The following is an 18053-nucleotide window of genomic DNA, read 5'->3' on the forward strand; positions in this document are numbered from 1 at the left end:
GGCTATTATGACAACAATTCGGTTGTGCTTGCAATGCCGTACCGCTTGAATAGTTATGCAATTCGTAGCTATCACAGGAGCAGCCATGTCCATGCAATCCCCGGTACAGTGCAAGTCAAAACTGCCGGATGTAGGTACCACCATTTTTACCGTAATTGGGCAACTTTCATCCCAGCACAATGCTATTAACCTTTCCCAGGGTGCGCCAGGCTTTCCGTGTGACCCGGCACTGGTCGATGGCGTAACAAAAGCGATGAAGGAAAACCGTAACCAGTACGCTCCAATGACGGGTTTACCTCTTCTCAAACAACTGATTAGTGAAAAAGTCGCACTGGCTTATGGCCAGCATTATGATGCCGCAGATGAAGTGCTGGTCACTGCCAGCGCCAGTGAAGGGATCTACTCTGCTATCAGTGGCCTGGTTCACCCGGGCGATGAAGTAATTTACTTTGAACCCTCCTTCGACAGCTATGCGCCGGTAGTGCGTTTGCAGGGGGCAACACCTGTTGCCGTCAAACTGACTCAGCCTGATTTCCGGATTAACTGGGATGAAGTGTCGGCCGCGATAAACAGCCGTACCCGCATGATAATTATCAATACTCCGCACAACCCGAGTGGCCAGGTGCTGAGTGAGTCAGATTTGAGCGAACTGGTTCGTTTGACCCAGGGTACCGATATCATTTTGCTGGCAGATGAAGTGTATGAGCATATCGTTTTTGATGGTGCACGCCACCACGGTATGGCTACCCACCCACGCCTGGCAGAGCGCAGTGTCATTATTTCTTCGTTTGGCAAAACGTTCCACGTTACAGGCTGGCGCGTAGGGTACTGTGTTGCGCCAAAAGTATTGATGGACGAGATAGTCAAAGTGCACCAGTTCTTAATGTTTGCGGCAGACACCCCAATGCAGTATGCCTTTGCCGACTACATGACGAACCCGGTCACCTGGCAAAGCCTGGGGCCGTTTTACCAGCGTAAGCGCGATTTACTCCAGTCTTTGCTGGCCGATTCACCCTTCAAATTATTACCGAGTGCCGGGTCATTCTTTATGCTCGCCAGTTACGGGCATTTTAGTGACGAACCCGACAGCGAGATGGTAAAACGTCTGATTGTGGAGCATGGTGTAGCTGCCATTCCGTTATCTGCGTTTTACACCGATGGTACAGACAATAAACTGATTCGCCTCTCTTTTGCGAAAGACGATGCGACATTAAAGGCAGGCGCACAGGCGTTATGCCAGGTTAAGCCACGTTAAGCAGGGTTATTCATGAAAAAAATCACATCACTGTTATTAGCCGCTGGGTTGTTATCTTCTTTATCTGCTATTGCTGCAGAAAACACGCTGCGTTTTGGGCTGGAAGCTGAATACCCACCGTTTGAAAGCCGCAATGCTGCAGGCCAGCTGGAAGGGTTTGATATCGACCTGGGCAAAGCTGTTTGCCAAACGGCAAAACTGAAATGCGAATGGGTGGAAACGTCATTTGATGCCCTGATACCGGGCCTGATGGCAAAAAAATTCGACGCCATTAACTCCGCAATGAATATCACGGAGCAGCGTGAAAAAAGCATCGACTTCACTCACCCAATTTACCGGATACCAACCCAACTGGTAGGTAAAGAAGGCAGTGGGATGGATGCAACAGTGGCATCTCTGAAAGGTAAAACCATTGGTGTATTGCAAGGTTCTATCCAGGAAGTTTATGCCAAAGAGCACTGGGAAAAACAGGGTGTAACTGTTGTTTCATATAAAGACCAGAACATGGCATGGGCCGATTTACTTAATGGCCGTATTGATGCCTCACTGGTAATGTCTGCGGCAGGCCAGGCCGGGTTCCTGAGCAAGCCTCAGGGTAAAGGTTTTGGCTTTATCGGCAAGCCGGTCAGTGATGACAAAATTTTGGGGAGTGGGATTGGTTTTGGCCTGCGCAAAGGCGATGCCGAAACGAAAACACGCCTGGATGCGGCTATCAGCAAATTACAGGCCGATGGCACCGTCACCACCCTGGCGAAAAAATATTTCCCTGGTATTGACGTGAGTGTGAAATAACACCGTTTTTGCTGCGACCTCAGGGAGACATGTCTGAAAAACAGGCGCTCGTGCGGGTCGCAGCGTTGTGTTGTTGGATTCACAATAAATTTTGTCTAGAGTGTCATGGCAACGGGCTTAAGTGCATAGTGGGAATGCCCGTTAACTTAACGCTACTATCCTGACAAAAAGGACGATGAATCCGGCATGAATCGCAGACGTTTTATAAAAGCTTCTATGGCGCTGGCTGCTGCCTGTGGCACTCCGGCACTTGCCACTTTCTTCTCGCGCGCTGCGTGGGCACAAGAGTCAGGAATTGCGGATGGCAGTACCCGCACTTTCGATTTTTCCGTGTTGCAGTCTATGGCCCATGATTTGGCGCAAAAGGCCTGGGGTGGCGCACCTCGTCCGTTGCCGAAAACGCTGGCCGATTTAACGCCTCAGGCATACAACAGCATTCAGTATGATGCAGCGCATTCTTTGTGGCACAACATTGAAGACCGCCAACTGGATGTACAGTTTTTCCACGTAGGCATGGGTTTTCGCCGCCGGGTAAGAATGTTCTCTCTCGACCCGGCAACCCACCAGGCCAGGGAAGTGCATTTCCGCCCGGATTTATTCAACTACCACGATGCCGGCGTGGATGTCAGCCAACTGGAAGGGCAGCCAGACCTTGGCTTCGCAGGTTTTAAAGTGTTTAAAGCACCTGAACTGGCACGTCGTGATGTGGTTTCATTCCTTGGGGCGAGCTATTTCCGTGCAGTAGACAACACCTGGCAATATGGCCTGTCTGCCCGTGGACTGGCAATTGATACCTTTACAGATAAACCAGAAGAGTTTCCTGATTTTACGGCATTCTGGTTTGAAACCCCCAAAGCCAGCGACACCACTTTTGTGGTATATGCCTTGCTGGACAGCCCAAGTGCTACTGGCGCTTACAAATTTACCATTCAGTGCGAAGAAACCCAGGTGATTATGGAAGTCGAAAATCACCTGTATGCACGCCAGGACATCAGGCAACTGGGGATAGCCCCAATGACCAGTATGTTCAGTTGCGGCACTAATGAACGCAAAATGTGCGACACCATTCACCCACAAATTCATGACTCAGACCGCCTGTCTATGTGGCGTGGTAATGGTGAGTGGATTTGCCGCCCACTCAATAACCCGCAACGCCTGCAGTTCAACGCATTTATGGACGAAAACCCGAAAGGTTTTGGGTTGTTACAACTCGACCACCGCTTCGAAAGCTACCAGGATGTAATGGGCTGGTATAACAAACGCCCAAGCCTGTGGGTTGAACCGCGCAATGCCTGGGGGAAAGGCCATGTTTGCCTGATGGAGATCCCAACAACAGGTGAAACGCTGGATAATATCGTGTGTTTCTGGCAGCCGGAAAAACCGGTCAAAGCAGGTGACACACTGAACTTCCAGTACCGTTTGTACTGGAGCGGGGAGCCGCCTTATCACACCAATATGGCGCGAGTCTATGCAACCCGCACAGGTATGGGGAGCTTCCCGGAAGGCTGGGCACCTGGTGAACACTTCCCGGAAAAATGGTCCCGCCGTTTTGCCATCGATTTCGTTGGTGGAGACCTGAAAGATGCTGCGCCTAAAGGCATTGAGCCAGTTATCACGTTGTCCAGTGGTGAAGCGCGTCAGGTAGAAATCCTGTACGTTGAGCCATTTGATGGCTACCGTATCCTGTTCGACTGGTATCCAAATTCTGATTCCGTAGACCCGGTAGAAATGCGCATGTTCCTGCGTTGCCAGGGGAAAGCCATTAGTGAAACCTGGCTTTACCAGTATTTCCCGCCAGCACCAGATAAACGCAAATATGTTGATGAACGCCAAATGCGTTAATACCGCGGGGTAAAAAAAACCGCGCAAGGTTTGCTGCCTGCGCGGTTTTTTTATAATTAAAGCAGGGTCAGGCCAACGGGCCGCCCATCACGGTATCTTCAATTCCCGCCATAATGCGCTCTCCGGTTTCCGTTTTCAGTTCATCATACCAGGCATGTGTTGCCTGTTGATCCTTACCGTGTGTCACATCGCATCGTTTACGTGCTTTCAGAACCAGGTCTTTTACCCGCTCATTGCGTTTTTCCTGGTACCGCTGCAGAGCATCTTCAATTCCCAGCGAGTTGGTTTGCAGGGCAATTGCGAGCACCACCGCATCTTCCATCGCCGCACAACCGCCCTGGCCAATATCCGGAGTGGTACTGTGCCCGGCATCACCTAACAGCGCCACCCGGCCACGTACCAGTTGCATAAATGGCTCGATGTCGTGAATTTCTATGCGGTTAGTGGTTTGCGGGTCCAGTGTATCAATCAGCTTTTGAACTGGCGGGCACCAGCCAGAAAAATAGCGTTTAAGATCGCCCCTGAGAGTATCTCTGTCTTCGTCCAGCCCTTTGGGTAAAGGGACATCGAAGAAGAAGTAAAAACGGTTACCGGCAACCGGCATGAGGGAAACGCGTTTCCCTTCTGCAACAAAAGTGGTCCACTGGTCTGCCGGAGCAATAGTTTCATCAATATCAACCAGTCCGTTCCAGTTTACATAACCCGCATAACGGCGTTCCGTCTGGTAACCCAGTACCCAGTTACGGATAACCGAGTGGGTGCCATCGGCTGCAATCAGCAGGTCACCCGTTGCTTTGTGCCCGTCTTCAAACCAGGCACAAACACCATCTTGCTGTTCTTCTATATGGGTAACCCGTTTACCGAATTGCACTGCGTCTTTGCCATATTGCTCCAGCAACATGTTTTGTAATTCTGCGCGCGCTACAGGATAGGGCCGCTCACCCACCGCCTGAACCAGCGGCGACAGACTGAAACGGGTGAGGGTAGTTGCACTGTGCCCGTCATTGTAGGCGAGGTATGCCATATTGCCGCCAAGGGCGGTGATATTTTCATGCAGGCCAAGATAATTCAGGCATTTTACCCCGTTTGGCCAGATTGAAATTGCTGCACCAACAGGTTTAATTTCTTTTACGGCTTCATACACCTCGGTTTCGATGCCGCAACGTTTCAGCGCAATCGCTGCGGATAACCCGCCAATGCCACCACCAATTATGACTGCTTTCATGCTTGTCTCCTGTTCTGTAACAGAAATTTTGCAATTTCTGTACCAGGTTCGGTTATCGCATGATTGAAACTTTAGTTACATAGCGCATCAATGGTTTCAACAACATAACTACAATCATGGCAGAGAGTTGCAGGGCCTGGCATTGCCTGCTTGTGGTGCAATAACAGCAATTGCGCACAATAAAGGGGCAGATAAAGCGCAAGACTTTTCATTAAGAATCCCTTAGTCTTTGAAAATAGTGAAAAGAAAAGAGGTATACCTGTGAATACGCCCCAATCATGGCAGGATGAAGTGATTTCTGTGGATTCGCATATTCAATTGCATTCAGTTCATGAACGCTTTGTTGATCCTCTGTTTGAACTGATTCTGCGTAACAAAGACTGGCTGCAACAAAGTATGAACTGGCCGCAATTTGTCAATGCACGGGAAGATACCGTGAAAACGGTTCAGGGTAATTATCTGTTGCACCACCGCAATATCACCAAAATGTTTATGATTCTGAGTAAGTCAAAACTGGTTGGTGTGGTGTCTTTTAACCTGATAGAACCAACAAATAAAGCTGCCTATATTGGCTACTGGCTGGACGAAGCGGCTCAGGGTAAAGGTATTTTGTCCCGTTCGTTAAACGCAATGATGATGAAATATGCCCGTGAAGGGCTGGTACGCCGCTTTGTTATTAAATGCATTGTAACCAACACGGCCAGCAACCAGGTTGCCCGGCGTAATGGTTTCACTCTTGAAGGCCGGTTGCGTGAAGCAGAATTTCTTAATGGCGAATATCACGACCAGAACATCTACGGGCGGATTATTGATGCCAGCCAGGCGAACAAAGCAGAATAAATTAACACTCAAAAGGCAGGAAAGGGCTGGCGCGGGTGATGCGCTGGTCACCTGTCAGTATTTTTGAGTCGCGCAATAAAACGGTTTCGTTATCCCAGGTTTCAATACAGGCGTTATCCCGGAGTTCTGTGGCATTCTCCAGGCGAACATTTCCCGCAATACGCCCGTGCCCCCGAACGGTGACATGGTCGCATAATACTACCGGGCCGCCGTGCAGGTTTGCGTAATCAAGCAGAGCCACACAGCCGGACAGAACACAGTTGCCTTCAACCACCGCATAATCAGCAACCCGCGCACGCCCGCGCAAAACAGGGATAGCATCTGGATCCTGCCCGGCAACAATACGGGCATGGTCACTCACACTGGTATTGTCACACAGCCAGACATTACAGTTATCGTTCCCCTGAATAATGGCATACCCACTGACACAAGCCCGGTGTTCAAGAAAACCAAAATCAATATATGCATGCCCGCAGACACACACCTGGTGAGCCAGTAAACTCCGCCTGATATGCGCATTGCCGCTGACAGTAAGGATTTGGTCAGGGTCTGCGGTAAATCCCAAACAGGCTATGATGCGGGTGTCGTACAGTTGCGCTTCCCCGCTAATAAGCGCCGGGCCATCTATCTGGCAATCTTTTACCCGCGCGCTTGCTGTCACATTCAGCTTACCCGTTAACCGGCTGAGGCCAAGAATTTGCGCATCACCACTCACTTGTGCACCACCAAAGACTTCAACTTGTTCTTCAAGCCAGGCGCTACCTTGCTGACTCAGGTTGTCTGGCCCTTCTACCCAGCCGCCCAACTGGCCTGCGCATACCGAACCAAAGTGCGCCAATGCACGTATCTGAAACAGGGTGATGCTTTCTCCCTGTGGCGAAATAAGCGTGCGGGATTGGTCGCTCAACTGGTATTTTTTCATTATCATCTCCGGTTATTGTATTAATTTTGGCAGACGATAAAGGCTTTGCCACTGGTTACCGGCGGTGGCAGGAGAAAACCATGCGCACAGAAAACTATTTTCATGAAAATTACGGGCTGACTTTACCTCACTCTGAACTGCGAAGTGCTGTTAACCGGCTGACACCCCACAGCCAGGTGCTGGACCTGGGCTGTGGTAACGGGCGCAACAGCCTTTACCTGGCAGATGCAGGGCACCAGGTTCAGGCCTGGGACAAAAACGTTGCCAGCATAGAAAACCTGCAGCGTATTGCCCGGCAGGAAAAACTGGGGAATCTCGAAGCAGCAGTGGCTGACCTGAACCAGGTCAGTTTTCACGGCGCATATGATTTATTGTTATCAACAGTGGTTATGATGTTCCTTGAGCCTGCGACTATTCCACGGCTGATTAACCAGATGCAGGAAGCTACACGCCCGGGTGGGTTGAATTTAATTGTCTCAGCAATGAGTACCGCTGATTTCCCATGTTCCGTTGGCTTCCCTTTTACCTTCAAAGAAGGTGAGCTGGCGGCGTATTATGCAGGCTGGAACCTGCATAAATACAATGAAGATGTGGGGGAATTGCATAAAACTGACAGCAACGGGAACCGCATTAAACTCAGATTTGCGACGCTGCTTGCTCAGAAGGTGTAACCGGCCATGCGCTTTGCTGAATAACAGTGCGGTAGCCATCATGGTCTATAAACGTCTGCCCGTGATGGTCCCAATAAGGGTTGTAACTGTTAATGGCATTAAAACCGGCAAGGCGCATTTTTTCGCAGCGCTGCCGCCAGCTGGTTGGGTCCGGGTAATAGAGAACCAGTAAGTCCTCGCTCCCGGGTGCAGGTATAACAGGGTGGCGGTGGCACACTGTAAACTCAAGGTGCCATGCAGCCTGCGGGAGCGACAGCATAATGCCACTAAAACCATTATGCTCACTGAATCGCCCCGTTACCTCCAACCCAAGCCCTGTACAGTAGAGCGTTTCACTTTGTGTCAGAGAGGTAACCGGTCTGGCAATGCGTAAATGTGGCGTGTTCATTGTGAAGGCCCTTTATTGACAGTACTTTATGCAGTGTTGCAGTTTCTGGTTTGCCTGTGTTGTCAAAAGTGCCTTTGTGTTACACGCGCCACACTTTTCCTGCTACTTCGGGTGTCAGGCGCTCTTCAGCCGCAACCCGGCACGTAATTTATTGACCGGCACAAACATCACCAGGTTGCCCGCAAGGATCAGAACCAGGCCAATAACCGCATTACTTTTCCACTGGTAATTTTCAAAAACGGTTGAAATAGTTAATGCCACCAGGGGAAACAGCAGGGTACTCCAGGCCGCATTTGCCGGGCCAATACGCCCAACCAACGTAAAATAAGCACCAAATGCAATCACTGAACCAAAAATCCCCAAATAAAGCAGTGCGCTAATATAACGGGTATCCCATTCAGGCATAAAATGGCTGCCACTGAACAGGCCAATTGCTCCCATCACCAGCGTACCGTACAGCATAGCCCAGCTGTTGGTAGTGAGTGTATCCAGCCCACGTTTCTGGTGGCGGGCACTGATCATATTTCCCAGCGAGAAACCATAGGTACCCAGTGCGCTTAACCCAATACCACCAAGTAGCGTCAGGGATAGCGTCTGGCCTACTACATCGTCCCAGAACAACACCACCATACCCACCAGTCCGAGTAGCGCGGCAGCATAAAAACGCGGTGCCGGGCGCTGGCCAAAAAACAGAAAACTGTTCACTGCATTAAACAGTACGGCCATAGAGAAAATCACTGATTCCAGCCCACTGGTTATCCAGGCGGCTGCATGGTAGAAGCAGAAGAAGTTGAAACCGAAAACACAGCACCCTTGTAGCAGGCAGAATAAATGGTCTTCTTTGTGCATAGATTTCAGGCGGCGGGTCATCAACATCACTGGCCATAACACGGCACAAGCCACAGCAAACCGCCAGAAAATAGAAACGGGTACAGCGACCGGCCCTTGTTGCATGGCAATGGCAATCCAGGTAGTTCCCCAAATAACAACGACCAAAATATACAGTACTGCGTTCATAACCAGCCTCATTACCCTGAAAAAGTAACCAGTAGTGTGCCGTGGCCTGCGCAAAGCGGCTTGCAGCGGGTTGTGGTGCACTTGCATATTCTTGCGCTTTTTTTTCCGGTAATGGCTGGCAGAGGAGAAATTGCCACCGTAGACTGTCAAACAGATGAAGCAATGGCAGGGCGATATGGGCTACCACGCATTTGAAAACTTGCGCCAGCACAAGGCAGTATTACACGACAGTGTGCAGCTTAACTCCGGGGTGCAACTGGCATCCTGGTCAAATAAGCATGACACTATCACGCAGATGAGTGACCACCATACACTGAGTTTGTATGTGGCAGACGGATACGAAACCTACCACAAAACACGCCAGGGCTGGAAAAATGGCGGCGGGCCAGACAGATTTTGCCTGATGCCAGAACAGAGTGAATCCACCTGGGATGTGCGGGCAGCCCTTTCGTTTGTCCACCTTTATTGTACCGATACGCATTTACGCACAATCGCGGAAGAGATTTGGGACCGCAGCCCGGCCAGTATTCAACTGGATGAACGGACGTTTGCCGAAGATGCCCAGATTACCCAACTTTACCGCCAGTTTTTGCTTAATAACGCCTGGGGGGAACAGGCAAACCACCTGGTGCTCAGTACTGCGTCTACATTGCTGCTCACCCATATTGTGCAGCATTACAGTACCGTTCAGTGGAAATTACCTCCTGTAAAAGGCGGGCTGGCGCCAGTGGTGCTACGCCAGACAATGGAATGGATTGAACATCACCTTGATACATCTATTACTCTGGATAAGCTGGCAGCACAGGCAGGGCTCAGCGAATTTCATTTTGCGCGCATGTTCCGCCAGTCGGTTGGTGTTGCGCCGCATCAGTATGTAATGCAGCGCCGAATGATCAAAGCCGAACAACTGGTGAAAGCAGGGCAATTACCGCTTACCGATATCGCCCTGCAGTGTGGTTTTAGTTCTTCAAGCCATTTTTCAAACCGTTTCCGCGCTGTTTATGGCTGTACACCTTCCGCTATGCGTGCTTTAGGTGCCAGGCAGGCATAGCATACGCCACCGGCAACCAGCCCCCAAAATGCACTCCCCACACCGCCAAGTGTTACCCCGCTGGCGGTAATTAAAAAAGTAATAATCGCGGCGTCACGTTGATGGGGGATATTCAGTGCCTGAACCAGGCTCCCACTGATAGTGCCCAACAATGCTAATCCGGCAAGCGTCTGGATCCAGGCCTCGGGTACGGCGGCCATCAATGAGGTAATAGTGGCACCAGATAACCCGGCAAGCAGGTAAAATACCCCAGCCGTGGCTGATGCCTTCCAGCGTTGTTGTGCGTCAGGGTGTGCCTCCGGGCTTTGGCAAATCGCGGCAGTAATTGCGGCGATACATACAGAGAACACCCCGAATGGCGACAGCAGCAGCGACAACCCGCCGGTAACCACCATCAGTAATGAAACAGGCAGGTGGTAACCGGATGCTTTCATGGTAGCCACACCCGGTGCATTTTGAGATGCCATGGTGACCAAAAAGAAAGGCACACCAACCCCCAGCAGAGCAGAAAGAGAGAAGTGGGGCGTTACCCACTGCGGTATAACAAAATGGGTATCAATATGCCGGGTATTTATACTGCCGGTCATGGCACAAATAACCAGCCCGGCAACCAGGGTGAACACAATGGCATAGCGTGGCGCGATACGGCGGGCTATGACCCAGCAGGCTAACATTGTGCCGGTTAACGCCAGGTGGCCTTGCAGGTTAGCAAAGGCATCCAGCCCGAAGCGCAATAAAATACCGGCCAGCATCGCGGCAGCCAGGCTGTGAGGAATAATTTGCATTAACCGGGCAAACAGGCCGGTTACGCCGCACAAAACAATCAGCAAGTTGGCAAACACAAAAACGCCAATAGCATCATTGATGGTCAGCCCATGCAGGCTGGTTGCCAGTAATGCCGCACCCGGGGTGGACCAGGCTGTCAGCACCGGAATACGGTACCAGCAGGATAAAATTAACGAACTGGCCCCCATCGCAATTCCCAGCATGGTCATCCAGCCCGCAATTTGGTCAGGCGTGGCGCCAGCCGCGGTCGCCGCCTGCCAGATAATGGCAGCAGAACTGGCATAGCCAACTAATACTGCGACAAAACCGGACATTAACGTGGGGAACGGAAGGGATGTGTGCCTCATAGCGGCTCCTGTATTGTGCGTTATAACGTCCGGACTATATCACCGTGCGTTATAACGCACAAGGCGCTATACTTACCGGCCACACAGGAGAAACTTATGGATGATATAGCAGCCTGGTTGTCATCAACGCTGAAACAGCTACGTCAGCAACGCGGGTGGAGCCTGGCACAAGCCGCAGAGAAAACGGGTGTATCAAAAGCTATGCTGGGGCAAATTGAGCGCAACGAATCCAGCCCGACAGTTGCCACGCTGTGGAAAATTGCCACTGGTCTGAATGTGCCGTTGTCGCGTTTTATCACCACGCCAGGCAGTGAACGGCCTGTCTATGATGCCCAGCAGCAGGCAATGGTAGTAACACCACTTTTCCCATATGACCCGGTATTACGTTTCGATATGTTCAGCATTACACTGGCACCAGGAGCACAAAGTGACTCCAGCCCCCATGAACAGGGTGTTATTGAACATGTGGTTGTTCTTACAGGCGAATTATCGTTGTGTGTTGATGGGCAATGGCACACACTCACCGCCGGTGAGGCATGGCGCTTTATTGCAGATGTTCCCCACAGTTATGCTAACCATAGCGCTATAACCACGGTATTTCAGTCGCTGATTCACTATCCATCGTCTACGGTTTAAAACAGAGCGACTTTCCCGTGAAAAGCGGTTTTGCTCGTACCCGAATCTGACTACAATAGCCGCCTTTCAATAAACCTGAATAAGACAATTATGCGCCTGCAAACTCATAAACTTGAACTGCTCAGCCCGGCACGTGATGCCGAAATAGCCCGCGAAGCCATTCTGCATGGCGCTGATGCGGTCTATATTGGCGGCCCGGACTTCGGGGCACGCCATAACGCATCTAACAGCCTGAAAGATATTGCTGAACTGGTTCCTTTTGCCCACCAGTTTGGTGCCAAAGTGTTTGTGACACTGAATACTATTCTGCATGACAATGAGTTGGCTGGCGCACAAAAGCTGATTACTGACCTGTATCAGGCCGGGGTGGATGCCCTGATTGTTCAGGATATGGGGATCCTTGAGCTGGATATTCCCCCCATTGAGCTGCATGCCAGCACTCAGTGCGATATTCGCAGTGTGGATAAAGCCCGCTTTTTAGGTAATGCCGGTTTCTCACAAATCGTTCTGGCGCGTGAACTGAATCTCAACCAGATTGCCGATATTCATGAAAATACCGATGCCACCATTGAGTTTTTTATTCATGGCGCGTTGTGCGTAGCGTACTCCGGGCAGTGCAACATTTCTCATGCGCAAACCGGGCGCAGTGCTAACCGCGGGGACTGTTCCCAGGCCTGTCGTCTGCCTTATACCCTGAAAGACGACCAGGGCCGGGTAGTTGCTTATGAAAAACACCTGCTTTCGATGAAAGATAACGACCAAAGCGCCAACCTGGAAGCGTTAATCAACGCGGGTGTGCGCTCTTTTAAAATCGAAGGGCGTTATAAAGACATGAGTTATGTGAAAAACATAACCGCTTATTATCGCCAGTTGCTGGATAACATTATTGAGTCGCGTAGCGATCTTGCTCGTGCTTCTGCCGGGCGCACTGAACACTTTTTTATTCCGTCTCCAGATAAAACTTTTCACCGCGGCAGCACAGACTATTTTGTGAACCAACGTAAACAGGATATTGGCGCTTTTGATTCACCCAAATTTATTGGCTTGCCTGTTGGTGAAGTGCTGGGTGTAGCGGCAAAACACCTCGATGTGGAAACCAGTGAACCTCTGGCTAACGGCGATGGCCTGAATGTCATGATCAAACGCGAGGTAGTGGGTTTCCGGGTGAATACCGTTGAGAAAACGGGAGAAGGGCGTTATCGGGTCTGGCCGAATGAAATGCCTGCTGATTTACATAAAATCCGCCCTCATCACCCACTCAACCGTAACCTGGATCATAACTGGCAACAGGCTTTACTTAAAACTTCCAGCGAACGGCGTATTGCAGTAGACCTGGAATTAAGTGGCTGGCAGGAACAACTGGTACTAACCGCAACCAGCGAAGATGGCGTAAGTGTAACGCATACCCTGGATGGTCAGTTTGATATTGCAAATAACCCGGAAAAAGCGCAAAGCCAGCTTCATGATGGCGTGGCTAAACTGGGGCAGACGTGTTATTACCCACGGGAAGTGAACCTGGCTTTAGCAGCCCCATTGTTTGTACCCAACAGCGTACTGAACCAGTTACGCCGTGAAACCATCTGCATGTTAACCGATGCCCGCATGGCAAATTACCCGCGCGGCAGCCGTAAACCGGTGAGCGTTCCACCACCAGTTTATCCTGAATCACACCTGACTTTTCTTGCCAACGTGTACAACCATAAAGCCCGGGATTTTTACCACCGCTACGGGGTTAAACTGATTGATGCGGCGTACGAGGCCCACGAAGAGAAAGGTGATGTACCGGTAATGATCACCAAACACTGCCTGCGTTTTGCGTTTAACTTGTGCCCAAAACAGGCCAAAGGCGTGCAGGGTGTTAAAGGGCGGGCCACCCCCATGCAACTGGTGCATCAGGATGAAGTGCTGACCCTGAAATTTGACTGTAAACCCTGTGAAATGCATGTCATTGGCAAAATGAAAAACCACATTATGAAAATGCCGTTGCCGGGCAGTGTGGTGGCATCAGTGACACCGGAAGAGTTAATGAAAACATTGCCAGGGCGGAAAGGGCGGTAATTTTCAGGCTGTTGGGCTCTGTTGCCCCGTGTACCGGGGCAACAGGTCTACAGAGAATCATCGTGACAGAGTTAAGAAATCAGTCCTCGAATTCCCCGTCAGGGTTAATTGCAAGCAGTGCTAATCTGTTATATCTGAGTGCATGGTATTTTGCATTCATAATCTCAGGGGTTTTCTCTGTGATAATTTTCTCGCATGTGTGGTGCTTGGTTCCACTATAATCGAAACTCCTCCCAAGTACGTTATTGATATATTCCCCATCCATTTTTCCATAATAAAGAATAAGTTCTTTTTCGCTTATGGCGTAAGAGAATTTTCCCATAGGCTGATTTCCTCCTTTGGACACAAATAAGTCCATAAAAGAGTCACTGAAAGTTATTGTGTGTGGGTAGTTAACAGTAATGGCAGAGAAGGCATCATTAAAAACATCAATAATCTCATTTTTATTTTTAACCATCTCGTCAATTTGTAAATCAGTCATCCCATAGTAGGCAGGATCTTGCGCTATATCATCACGAGTAACTTTAGGTATCCAAAGATAACCTGCCACTTTGGGGAGAGACCCGGTAAAAGGGACCTTTAAGGCACACCAGGTACTGGATCGGAATGTATAGGGATTAGTGTATTTGCCCTCTAGTGCCTTGGTATAAACAATAACACGTGCATTTTCCCAGTTAACAGAAGCGGTATGTTCCCCTGTTTCCAGTAAGCCTGCCCTGGCGAGGCTTTGCAAATCAACCGTATCAAAAACTTTGGTTTCTTCTGGTAAATCAGTGATGGTGAGGTTGACATGGGTTTTATGCGGTGTTCGCCGCCGCTCTGCTTTGACCAGTGCTTCGTCCACCCATTCACGGGTATGCTTTGCTTCACCTAATTTCACATAAAAAATATATGTGCCGCCTGATTTTTTCAAATCAGAAACAGTAATTTGCTCACTGGTGAACTTTAGCTTTGTATCAGAAAACAGTGAAATAATCGCTCCGGCATTGAAGGTGTTATGGTCCCCGGACCATTCACCAATAATATCAGGCTCCTTACACCCGGTTAATAGTAGAATTGTGGTGAGAGCAGTCAGCACTATTTTCATTATAACTCCATTTACTTATTGACTTGTCATCCTGTGTTTCGGCGAAGAATATCATGGCGTTGTATTCTATTACAGATATAAACAGGAATTAATAACCGAGTTCTCAAACAGTAATTAGCGAACGAACCACATATTTGATAATGCGAAAATTAAGAAAGAAATGGCAGGTCTCACTGCAAAATAAATACCCCGAAAAACCCCACTTATATGCGGGGTTTTGCTCAAAACTGGTAACGTATTGGTTTACGGTGAGTCACTTCATGGAGTTGTTCGCGGGAATCATGAGCCGCTTCTTCTGCTACTGCGCGGAGCTCATCGGTGTCTGCTTCATGCAGCAACTGGTAATCCAGGCTGCGCAACCCAACCTGCTCAGGTGTCAGCGTCCAGGCGGTGACCTGGTCGGTCGCCAGTGAACAAAAGATTAAGATTAAACAAACGGCTGCATGGCGCATTGCTACACTCCCTCTGGCTGACCCGCTCACTATTGCAGAGAAAAAATCAATCTGTCAGGAGTTTTGCAAAACCTTGCAAAGGGAGTGTAAGAAAAGTAAATGCAGAAAAAGCTGATGGCGGCTCTGGCAGAAATAAAGGCCAGAGCACAGCCCTGAGCATTAATGAGAAACAGTATGAGAAAACAGGTTGATCACCATAACACCGGCGATGATTAGCCCCATTCCCAGCATTGCTGGCAAATCAAGTTTTTGCCCCATATACAACCAGCCAACAATGCCAATCAGCACAATACCGGTACCCGACCAGATGGCATAAATAATGCCGATGGGTAAGGTTCGCATGGATACGGCAAGAAAATAGAAAGCCACGCCATATCCCAGTACCGTCACCAGTGAAGGCCACAGGCGAGTAAAACTGTCGGACAATTTCAGGGCGGAAGTGGCGATAACTTCGCTGATAATCGCAATACTCAGATAAAACCAGGTCATAGACATTACTCCGTCAGCGCTAACAGGCGCTGAACAAGGGTTTCACGTTGTGTGGCTGTCATAGGGTGCACATTACATAAACTGGCATAACACAGGCCATCTGCTGCCATGCGGCAGAACAGGGCAGTAGTGCCATCATCACTGCCTTTATCATCGGCAGGCATACGGGTGTTGATAAAATCAGCCCAGCGCTCACGCAATACCGGGTCTGCAAATAATGCAGCCATAATCCCTTGATTAAGAGCGACTTCCTGCTCACTCATCTCCCTGCAACAAGCGCGAATATAGGCGCGTGTTGCACGTAAACCCGGCCGGGTATCAGCCGCCATTTCGGCTTCTACTTCAGCAAGAAATTGTTGCATCGTCGTGTCAAAAACGGCATCTACCAGTGCCTGGCGGGTAGGAAAGTGGTACTGAAGCCCGCCTTTACTGATACCGGTGCCTTTAACCACTTTATCCATAGTCAGCCCATGCAGGCCTTGCGTAATAATCAAGTGGGTGGCGAATTCCAGCAGTGACTGGCGCAAAGCCTGGGGATCTTTATTGCGGGAGCGGGCCATTGGCATTCCTTTACTGAACAATCAATCTATACGGATTGTTTTGATTTTGCCACAAGAGAAAACCAGCAGCAAGTTTGCAGCCAGTAAATATTTACTGAATGGAAAGGGCTATTTGATGTAGGAATCCAGCACTTTCAGCACAACTTCCAGGTCTTCTTCACGCTTGAGCTCTTCACCCTGGTGGACAATATGCTCAGTCAGGTGGCCCTTGATAACCTCGCGCAGTAAGCCATTTACCGCGCCTCGTATTGCCGCAATTTGTTGTAGCACGGCGGCACACTCATGGGGTTCATCAAGCATTTTATTCAGCGCAACAACTTGCCCCTGAATTTTACTGGTACGGGCTTTGAGTTTCTTCCTGTCACGAATGGTATGTGGCATAGCGCGATCCTGAATACAAAATATTACTACATTATAACATAACCAAAATACTGGGTGGTAGTATTTTTTACTGGGGGGGAGTACAATCCTCGAACTGTCATAAGCTAACTAAGAATTATTATCATGAATGAGTTCACAGTACTTCTTCAGCAAGGAAATGCCTGGTTCTTTATTCCCAGTGCAATATTACTCGGTGTTCTGCATGGTCTGGAACCCGGGCATTCTAAAACTATGATGGCGGCATTTATTATCGCCATCAAAGGTACTGTGCGCCAGGCCGCCATGCTCGGGCTTGCTGCAACTGTATCTCATACGGCAGTGGTGTGGCTGATTGCCTTTGGTGGTATGTATATCAGTAATAGATTTACTGCTGAGTCGGCTGAGCCATGGCTGCAGATAGTGTCTGCTGCCATTATTCTGGGAACTGCGTGGTGGATGTTTTGGCGAACCTGGCAGGGCGAAAAAAACTGGCTTGAAGCTATGCAGGAGCACGAACATTCCCACGAGCACCATCACCACGCTGATATTCAGCAAATTGATACCGGGCATGGGGTGGTGGGGTTGTCGATATTTGAAGAAGGCCAGCCTGCGCACTGGCGGTTAGCCATGCTGAGCGGGCATGCATGGTCCGCGGAACAAGTCTCGCTGGAAACCGTGCGCGAACCAGGTGGTACTGTGGAGGTGTTTAACTTTGTCAACAAAGGCAGTTATCTTGAATCCACAGTGGCAGTGCCGGAACCCCATGAATTTACCGTGCAACTGTCACTTGGCCACAATAGCCATGCGCATAAGTATGAATTAGCATTTACTGAAGATGACCATGGGCATAATCATGGAATGCTCGCAGGGCTGGATGTGAATTCAAAAGAGTACCAGGATGCACATGAATTAGCCCATGCCAACGATATTCGCCACCGCTTTCATGGCAAAGAAGTCACCAACTGGCAAATTCTGTTGTTTGGCCTGACTGGCGGCCTGTTGCCATGCCCTGCAGCAATTACCGTGCTGCTGATATGCATTCAGTTAAAAGCGCTGGCGCTGGGGGCAACTCTGGTTGTCTGTTTTAGTATTGGCCTGGCGCTCACACTGGTAACTGTTGGTGTTGGTGCGGCAATCAGTGTGCGGCAGGTGGCAAAACGCTGGCAGGGTTTCAATACGCTGGCACGGCGTGCGCCATACTTCTCCAGCGTGCTGATTGCACTGGTTGGGCTGTATATGGGGGTTCATGGTTATCTGGGTATTGCCGGGTAACAT

19 protein-coding genes are annotated in these 18053 nt (G+C 49.8%); 9 read left to right on the forward strand and 10 right to left on the reverse strand.

What is annotated here, in order from left to right; genetic code table 11:
• Window positions 1-85: 85 nt before the first annotated feature.
• The 3 genes from DES37_RS05735 to DES37_RS05745 all read left to right on the forward strand — a co-directional run bounded on the left by DES37_RS05735 (window position 86) and on the right by DES37_RS05745 (window position 3889).
• A complete protein-coding gene (locus tag DES37_RS05735) occupies window positions 86-1255 on the forward strand; it encodes a methionine aminotransferase (RefSeq protein WP_036112985.1) in 1170 nt (389 codons plus the stop codon).
• A 12-nt stretch (window positions 1256-1267) separates the two neighbouring features.
• Window positions 1268-2047, forward strand: a complete 780-nt coding sequence (locus DES37_RS05740; protein WP_110025160.1) for an ABC transporter substrate-binding protein — start codon at window positions 1268-1270, stop codon at window positions 2045-2047.
• A gap of 186 nt (window positions 2048-2233) precedes the next feature.
• Window positions 2234-3889: a glucan biosynthesis protein D gene (locus DES37_RS05745; RefSeq protein ID WP_110025161.1), complete on the forward strand. Its 1656-nt coding sequence runs from the start codon at window positions 2234-2236 to the stop codon at window positions 3887-3889.
• A gap of 67 nt (window positions 3890-3956) precedes the next feature.
• Here the strand turns inward: DES37_RS05745 and hpxO are convergent, their stop codons facing one another.
• Complete coding sequence (gene hpxO, locus DES37_RS05750; RefSeq protein ID WP_110025162.1) at window positions 3957-5114, reverse strand: FAD-dependent urate hydroxylase HpxO; 1158 nt, start codon at window positions 5112-5114, stop codon at window positions 3957-3959.
• Window positions 5115-5375: 261 nt separating this feature from the next.
• Here hpxO and rimL point away from each other — a divergent pair, with 261 nt between their 5' ends.
• Complete coding sequence (gene rimL / locus DES37_RS05755; RefSeq protein ID WP_110025163.1) at window positions 5376-5954, forward strand: 50S ribosomal protein L7/L12-serine acetyltransferase; 579 nt, start codon at window positions 5376-5378, stop codon at window positions 5952-5954.
• 1 nt (window position 5955) lies between these two features.
• Here rimL and DES37_RS05760 read toward each other — a convergent pair whose 3' ends face one another.
• Entirely contained in the window at window positions 5956-6876 is a 921-nt protein-coding gene (locus DES37_RS05760; protein ID WP_110025164.1) for an LbetaH domain-containing protein, read from the reverse strand.
• 80 nt (window positions 6877-6956) lie between these two features.
• Here DES37_RS05760 and tehB point away from each other — a divergent pair, with 80 nt between their 5' ends.
• Window positions 6957-7547: a tellurite resistance methyltransferase TehB gene (gene tehB / locus DES37_RS05765; RefSeq protein ID WP_036113003.1), complete on the forward strand. Its 591-nt coding sequence runs from the start codon at window positions 6957-6959 to the stop codon at window positions 7545-7547.
• Here tehB and DES37_RS05770 read toward each other — a convergent pair.
• Complete coding sequence (locus tag DES37_RS05770) at window positions 7513-7935, reverse strand: VOC family protein (RefSeq protein ID WP_036113006.1); 423 nt, start codon at window positions 7933-7935, stop codon at window positions 7513-7515. The two genes, tehB and DES37_RS05770, sit on opposite strands and share 35 nt — an antisense overlap.
• 114 nt (window positions 7936-8049) lie before the next feature.
• Window positions 8050-8952, reverse strand: a complete 903-nt coding sequence (locus DES37_RS05775; RefSeq protein ID WP_110025318.1) for a DMT family transporter — start codon at window positions 8950-8952, stop codon at window positions 8050-8052.
• A 154-nt stretch (window positions 8953-9106) separates the two neighbouring features.
• On the opposite strand from DES37_RS05775, the gene DES37_RS05780 reads away from it, so the two are divergent.
• A complete protein-coding gene (locus tag DES37_RS05780; RefSeq protein ID WP_245929994.1) occupies window positions 9107-10003 on the forward strand; it encodes an AraC family transcriptional regulator in 897 nt (298 codons plus the stop codon).
• On the opposite strand, the gene DES37_RS05785 is transcribed toward DES37_RS05780, so the two are convergent.
• On the reverse strand, window positions 9952-11136 hold the full coding sequence (locus DES37_RS05785) for a benzoate/H(+) symporter BenE family transporter (protein WP_110025165.1): 1185 nt from the start codon (window positions 11134-11136) through the stop codon (window positions 9952-9954). The genes DES37_RS05780 and DES37_RS05785 overlap by 52 nt on opposite strands.
• 96 nt (window positions 11137-11232) lie before the next feature.
• On the opposite strand from DES37_RS05785, the gene DES37_RS05790 reads away from it, so the two are divergent.
• Both DES37_RS05790 and DES37_RS05795 read left to right on the forward strand, forming a co-directional pair.
• Entirely contained in the window at window positions 11233-11772 is a 540-nt protein-coding gene (locus tag DES37_RS05790) for a helix-turn-helix domain-containing protein (RefSeq protein ID WP_110025166.1), read from the forward strand.
• 90 nt (window positions 11773-11862) lie between these two features.
• Window positions 11863-13830 (forward strand): peptidase U32 family protein, encoded by a 1968-nt coding sequence (locus tag DES37_RS05795; RefSeq protein ID WP_110025167.1) that lies wholly within the window; start codon window positions 11863-11865, stop codon window positions 13828-13830.
• Window positions 13831-13909: 79 nt separating this feature from the next.
• Here DES37_RS05795 and DES37_RS05800 read toward each other — a convergent pair whose 3' ends face one another.
• From DES37_RS05800 to rcnR, 5 genes are all read right to left on the reverse strand, one after another.
• The gene (locus tag DES37_RS05800; RefSeq protein WP_110025168.1) at window positions 13910-14917 is read right to left on the reverse strand and encodes a hypothetical protein; all 1008 of its coding nucleotides are present in this window, start codon (window positions 14915-14917) and stop codon (window positions 13910-13912) included.
• Between the two features lie 221 nt (window positions 14918-15138).
• Entirely contained in the window at window positions 15139-15369 is a 231-nt protein-coding gene (locus DES37_RS05805) for a DUF2554 family protein (protein WP_110025169.1), read from the reverse strand.
• A 159-nt stretch (window positions 15370-15528) separates the two neighbouring features.
• Window positions 15529-15858 carry a DMT family transporter gene (locus tag DES37_RS05810; protein ID WP_072006990.1) on the reverse strand — a complete coding sequence of 110 codons (330 nt, stop codon included), beginning with the start codon at window positions 15856-15858 and terminating at the stop codon, window positions 15529-15531.
• Window positions 15859-15863: 5 nt separating this feature from the next.
• Window positions 15864-16418 carry a TetR/AcrR family transcriptional regulator gene (locus DES37_RS05815; protein WP_051691466.1) on the reverse strand — a complete coding sequence of 185 codons (555 nt, stop codon included), beginning with the start codon at window positions 16416-16418 and terminating at the stop codon, window positions 15864-15866.
• A gap of 108 nt (window positions 16419-16526) precedes the next feature.
• On the reverse strand, window positions 16527-16799 hold the full coding sequence (gene rcnR / locus DES37_RS05820; RefSeq protein WP_036113026.1) for a Ni(II)/Co(II)-binding transcriptional repressor RcnR: 273 nt from the start codon (window positions 16797-16799) through the stop codon (window positions 16527-16529).
• A 123-nt stretch (window positions 16800-16922) separates the two neighbouring features.
• Between rcnR and DES37_RS26105 the strand changes: the two genes are divergently transcribed.
• Complete coding sequence (locus DES37_RS26105; protein ID WP_110025170.1) at window positions 16923-18050, forward strand: nickel/cobalt efflux protein RcnA; 1128 nt, start codon at window positions 16923-16925, stop codon at window positions 18048-18050.
• Window positions 18051-18053 lie beyond the last annotated feature (3 nt).

Source organism: Mangrovibacter plantisponsor (assembly GCF_003182475.1).
In the GTDB taxonomy this organism is placed as follows: Bacteria; Pseudomonadota; Gammaproteobacteria; order Enterobacterales; family Enterobacteriaceae; genus Mangrovibacter; species Mangrovibacter plantisponsor.

What these genes read in the sequence shown, in the direction of transcription:
- DES37_RS05735 (WP_036112985.1), top strand. Translation starts at nt 86, where the DNA reads ATGTCCATGCAATCCCCGGTACAGTGCAAGTCAAAACTGCCGGATGTA.
- DES37_RS05740 (WP_110025160.1), top strand. Translation starts at nt 1,268, where the DNA reads ATGAAAAAAATCACATCACTGTTATTAGCCGCTGGGTTGTTATCTTCT.
- DES37_RS05745 (WP_110025161.1), top strand. Translation starts at nt 2,234, where the DNA reads ATGAATCGCAGACGTTTTATAAAAGCTTCTATGGCGCTGGCTGCTGCC.
- hpxO (WP_110025162.1), bottom strand. Translation starts at nt 5,114, where the DNA reads ATGAAAGCAGTCATAATTGGTGGTGGCATTGGCGGGTTATCCGCAGCG.
- DES37_RS05760 (WP_110025164.1), bottom strand. Translation starts at nt 6,876, where the DNA reads ATGAAAAAATACCAGTTGAGCGACCAATCCCGCACGCTTATTTCGCCA.
- tehB (WP_036113003.1), top strand. Translation starts at nt 6,957, where the DNA reads ATGCGCACAGAAAACTATTTTCATGAAAATTACGGGCTGACTTTACCT.
- DES37_RS05770 (WP_036113006.1), bottom strand. Translation starts at nt 7,935, where the DNA reads ATGAACACGCCACATTTACGCATTGCCAGACCGGTTACCTCTCTGACA.
- DES37_RS05775 (WP_110025318.1), bottom strand. Translation starts at nt 8,952, where the DNA reads ATGAACGCAGTACTGTATATTTTGGTCGTTGTTATTTGGGGAACTACC.
- DES37_RS05780 (WP_245929994.1), top strand. Translation starts at nt 9,107, where the DNA reads ATGAAGCAATGGCAGGGCGATATGGGCTACCACGCATTTGAAAACTTG.
- DES37_RS05785 (WP_110025165.1), bottom strand. Translation starts at nt 11,136, where the DNA reads ATGAGGCACACATCCCTTCCGTTCCCCACGTTAATGTCCGGTTTTGTC.
- DES37_RS05790 (WP_110025166.1), top strand. Translation starts at nt 11,233, where the DNA reads ATGGATGATATAGCAGCCTGGTTGTCATCAACGCTGAAACAGCTACGT.
- DES37_RS05795 (WP_110025167.1), top strand. Translation starts at nt 11,863, where the DNA reads ATGCGCCTGCAAACTCATAAACTTGAACTGCTCAGCCCGGCACGTGAT.
- DES37_RS05800 (WP_110025168.1), bottom strand. Translation starts at nt 14,917, where the DNA reads ATGAAAATAGTGCTGACTGCTCTCACCACAATTCTACTATTAACCGGG.
- DES37_RS05805 (WP_110025169.1), bottom strand. Translation starts at nt 15,369, where the DNA reads ATGCGCCATGCAGCCGTTTGTTTAATCTTAATCTTTTGTTCACTGGCG.
- DES37_RS05810 (WP_072006990.1), bottom strand. Translation starts at nt 15,858, where the DNA reads ATGACCTGGTTTTATCTGAGTATTGCGATTATCAGCGAAGTTATCGCC.
- DES37_RS05815 (WP_051691466.1), bottom strand. Translation starts at nt 16,418, where the DNA reads ATGGCCCGCTCCCGCAATAAAGATCCCCAGGCTTTGCGCCAGTCACTG.
- rcnR (WP_036113026.1), bottom strand. Translation starts at nt 16,799, where the DNA reads ATGCCACATACCATTCGTGACAGGAAGAAACTCAAAGCCCGTACCAGT.
- DES37_RS26105 (WP_110025170.1), top strand. Translation starts at nt 16,923, where the DNA reads ATGAATGAGTTCACAGTACTTCTTCAGCAAGGAAATGCCTGGTTCTTT.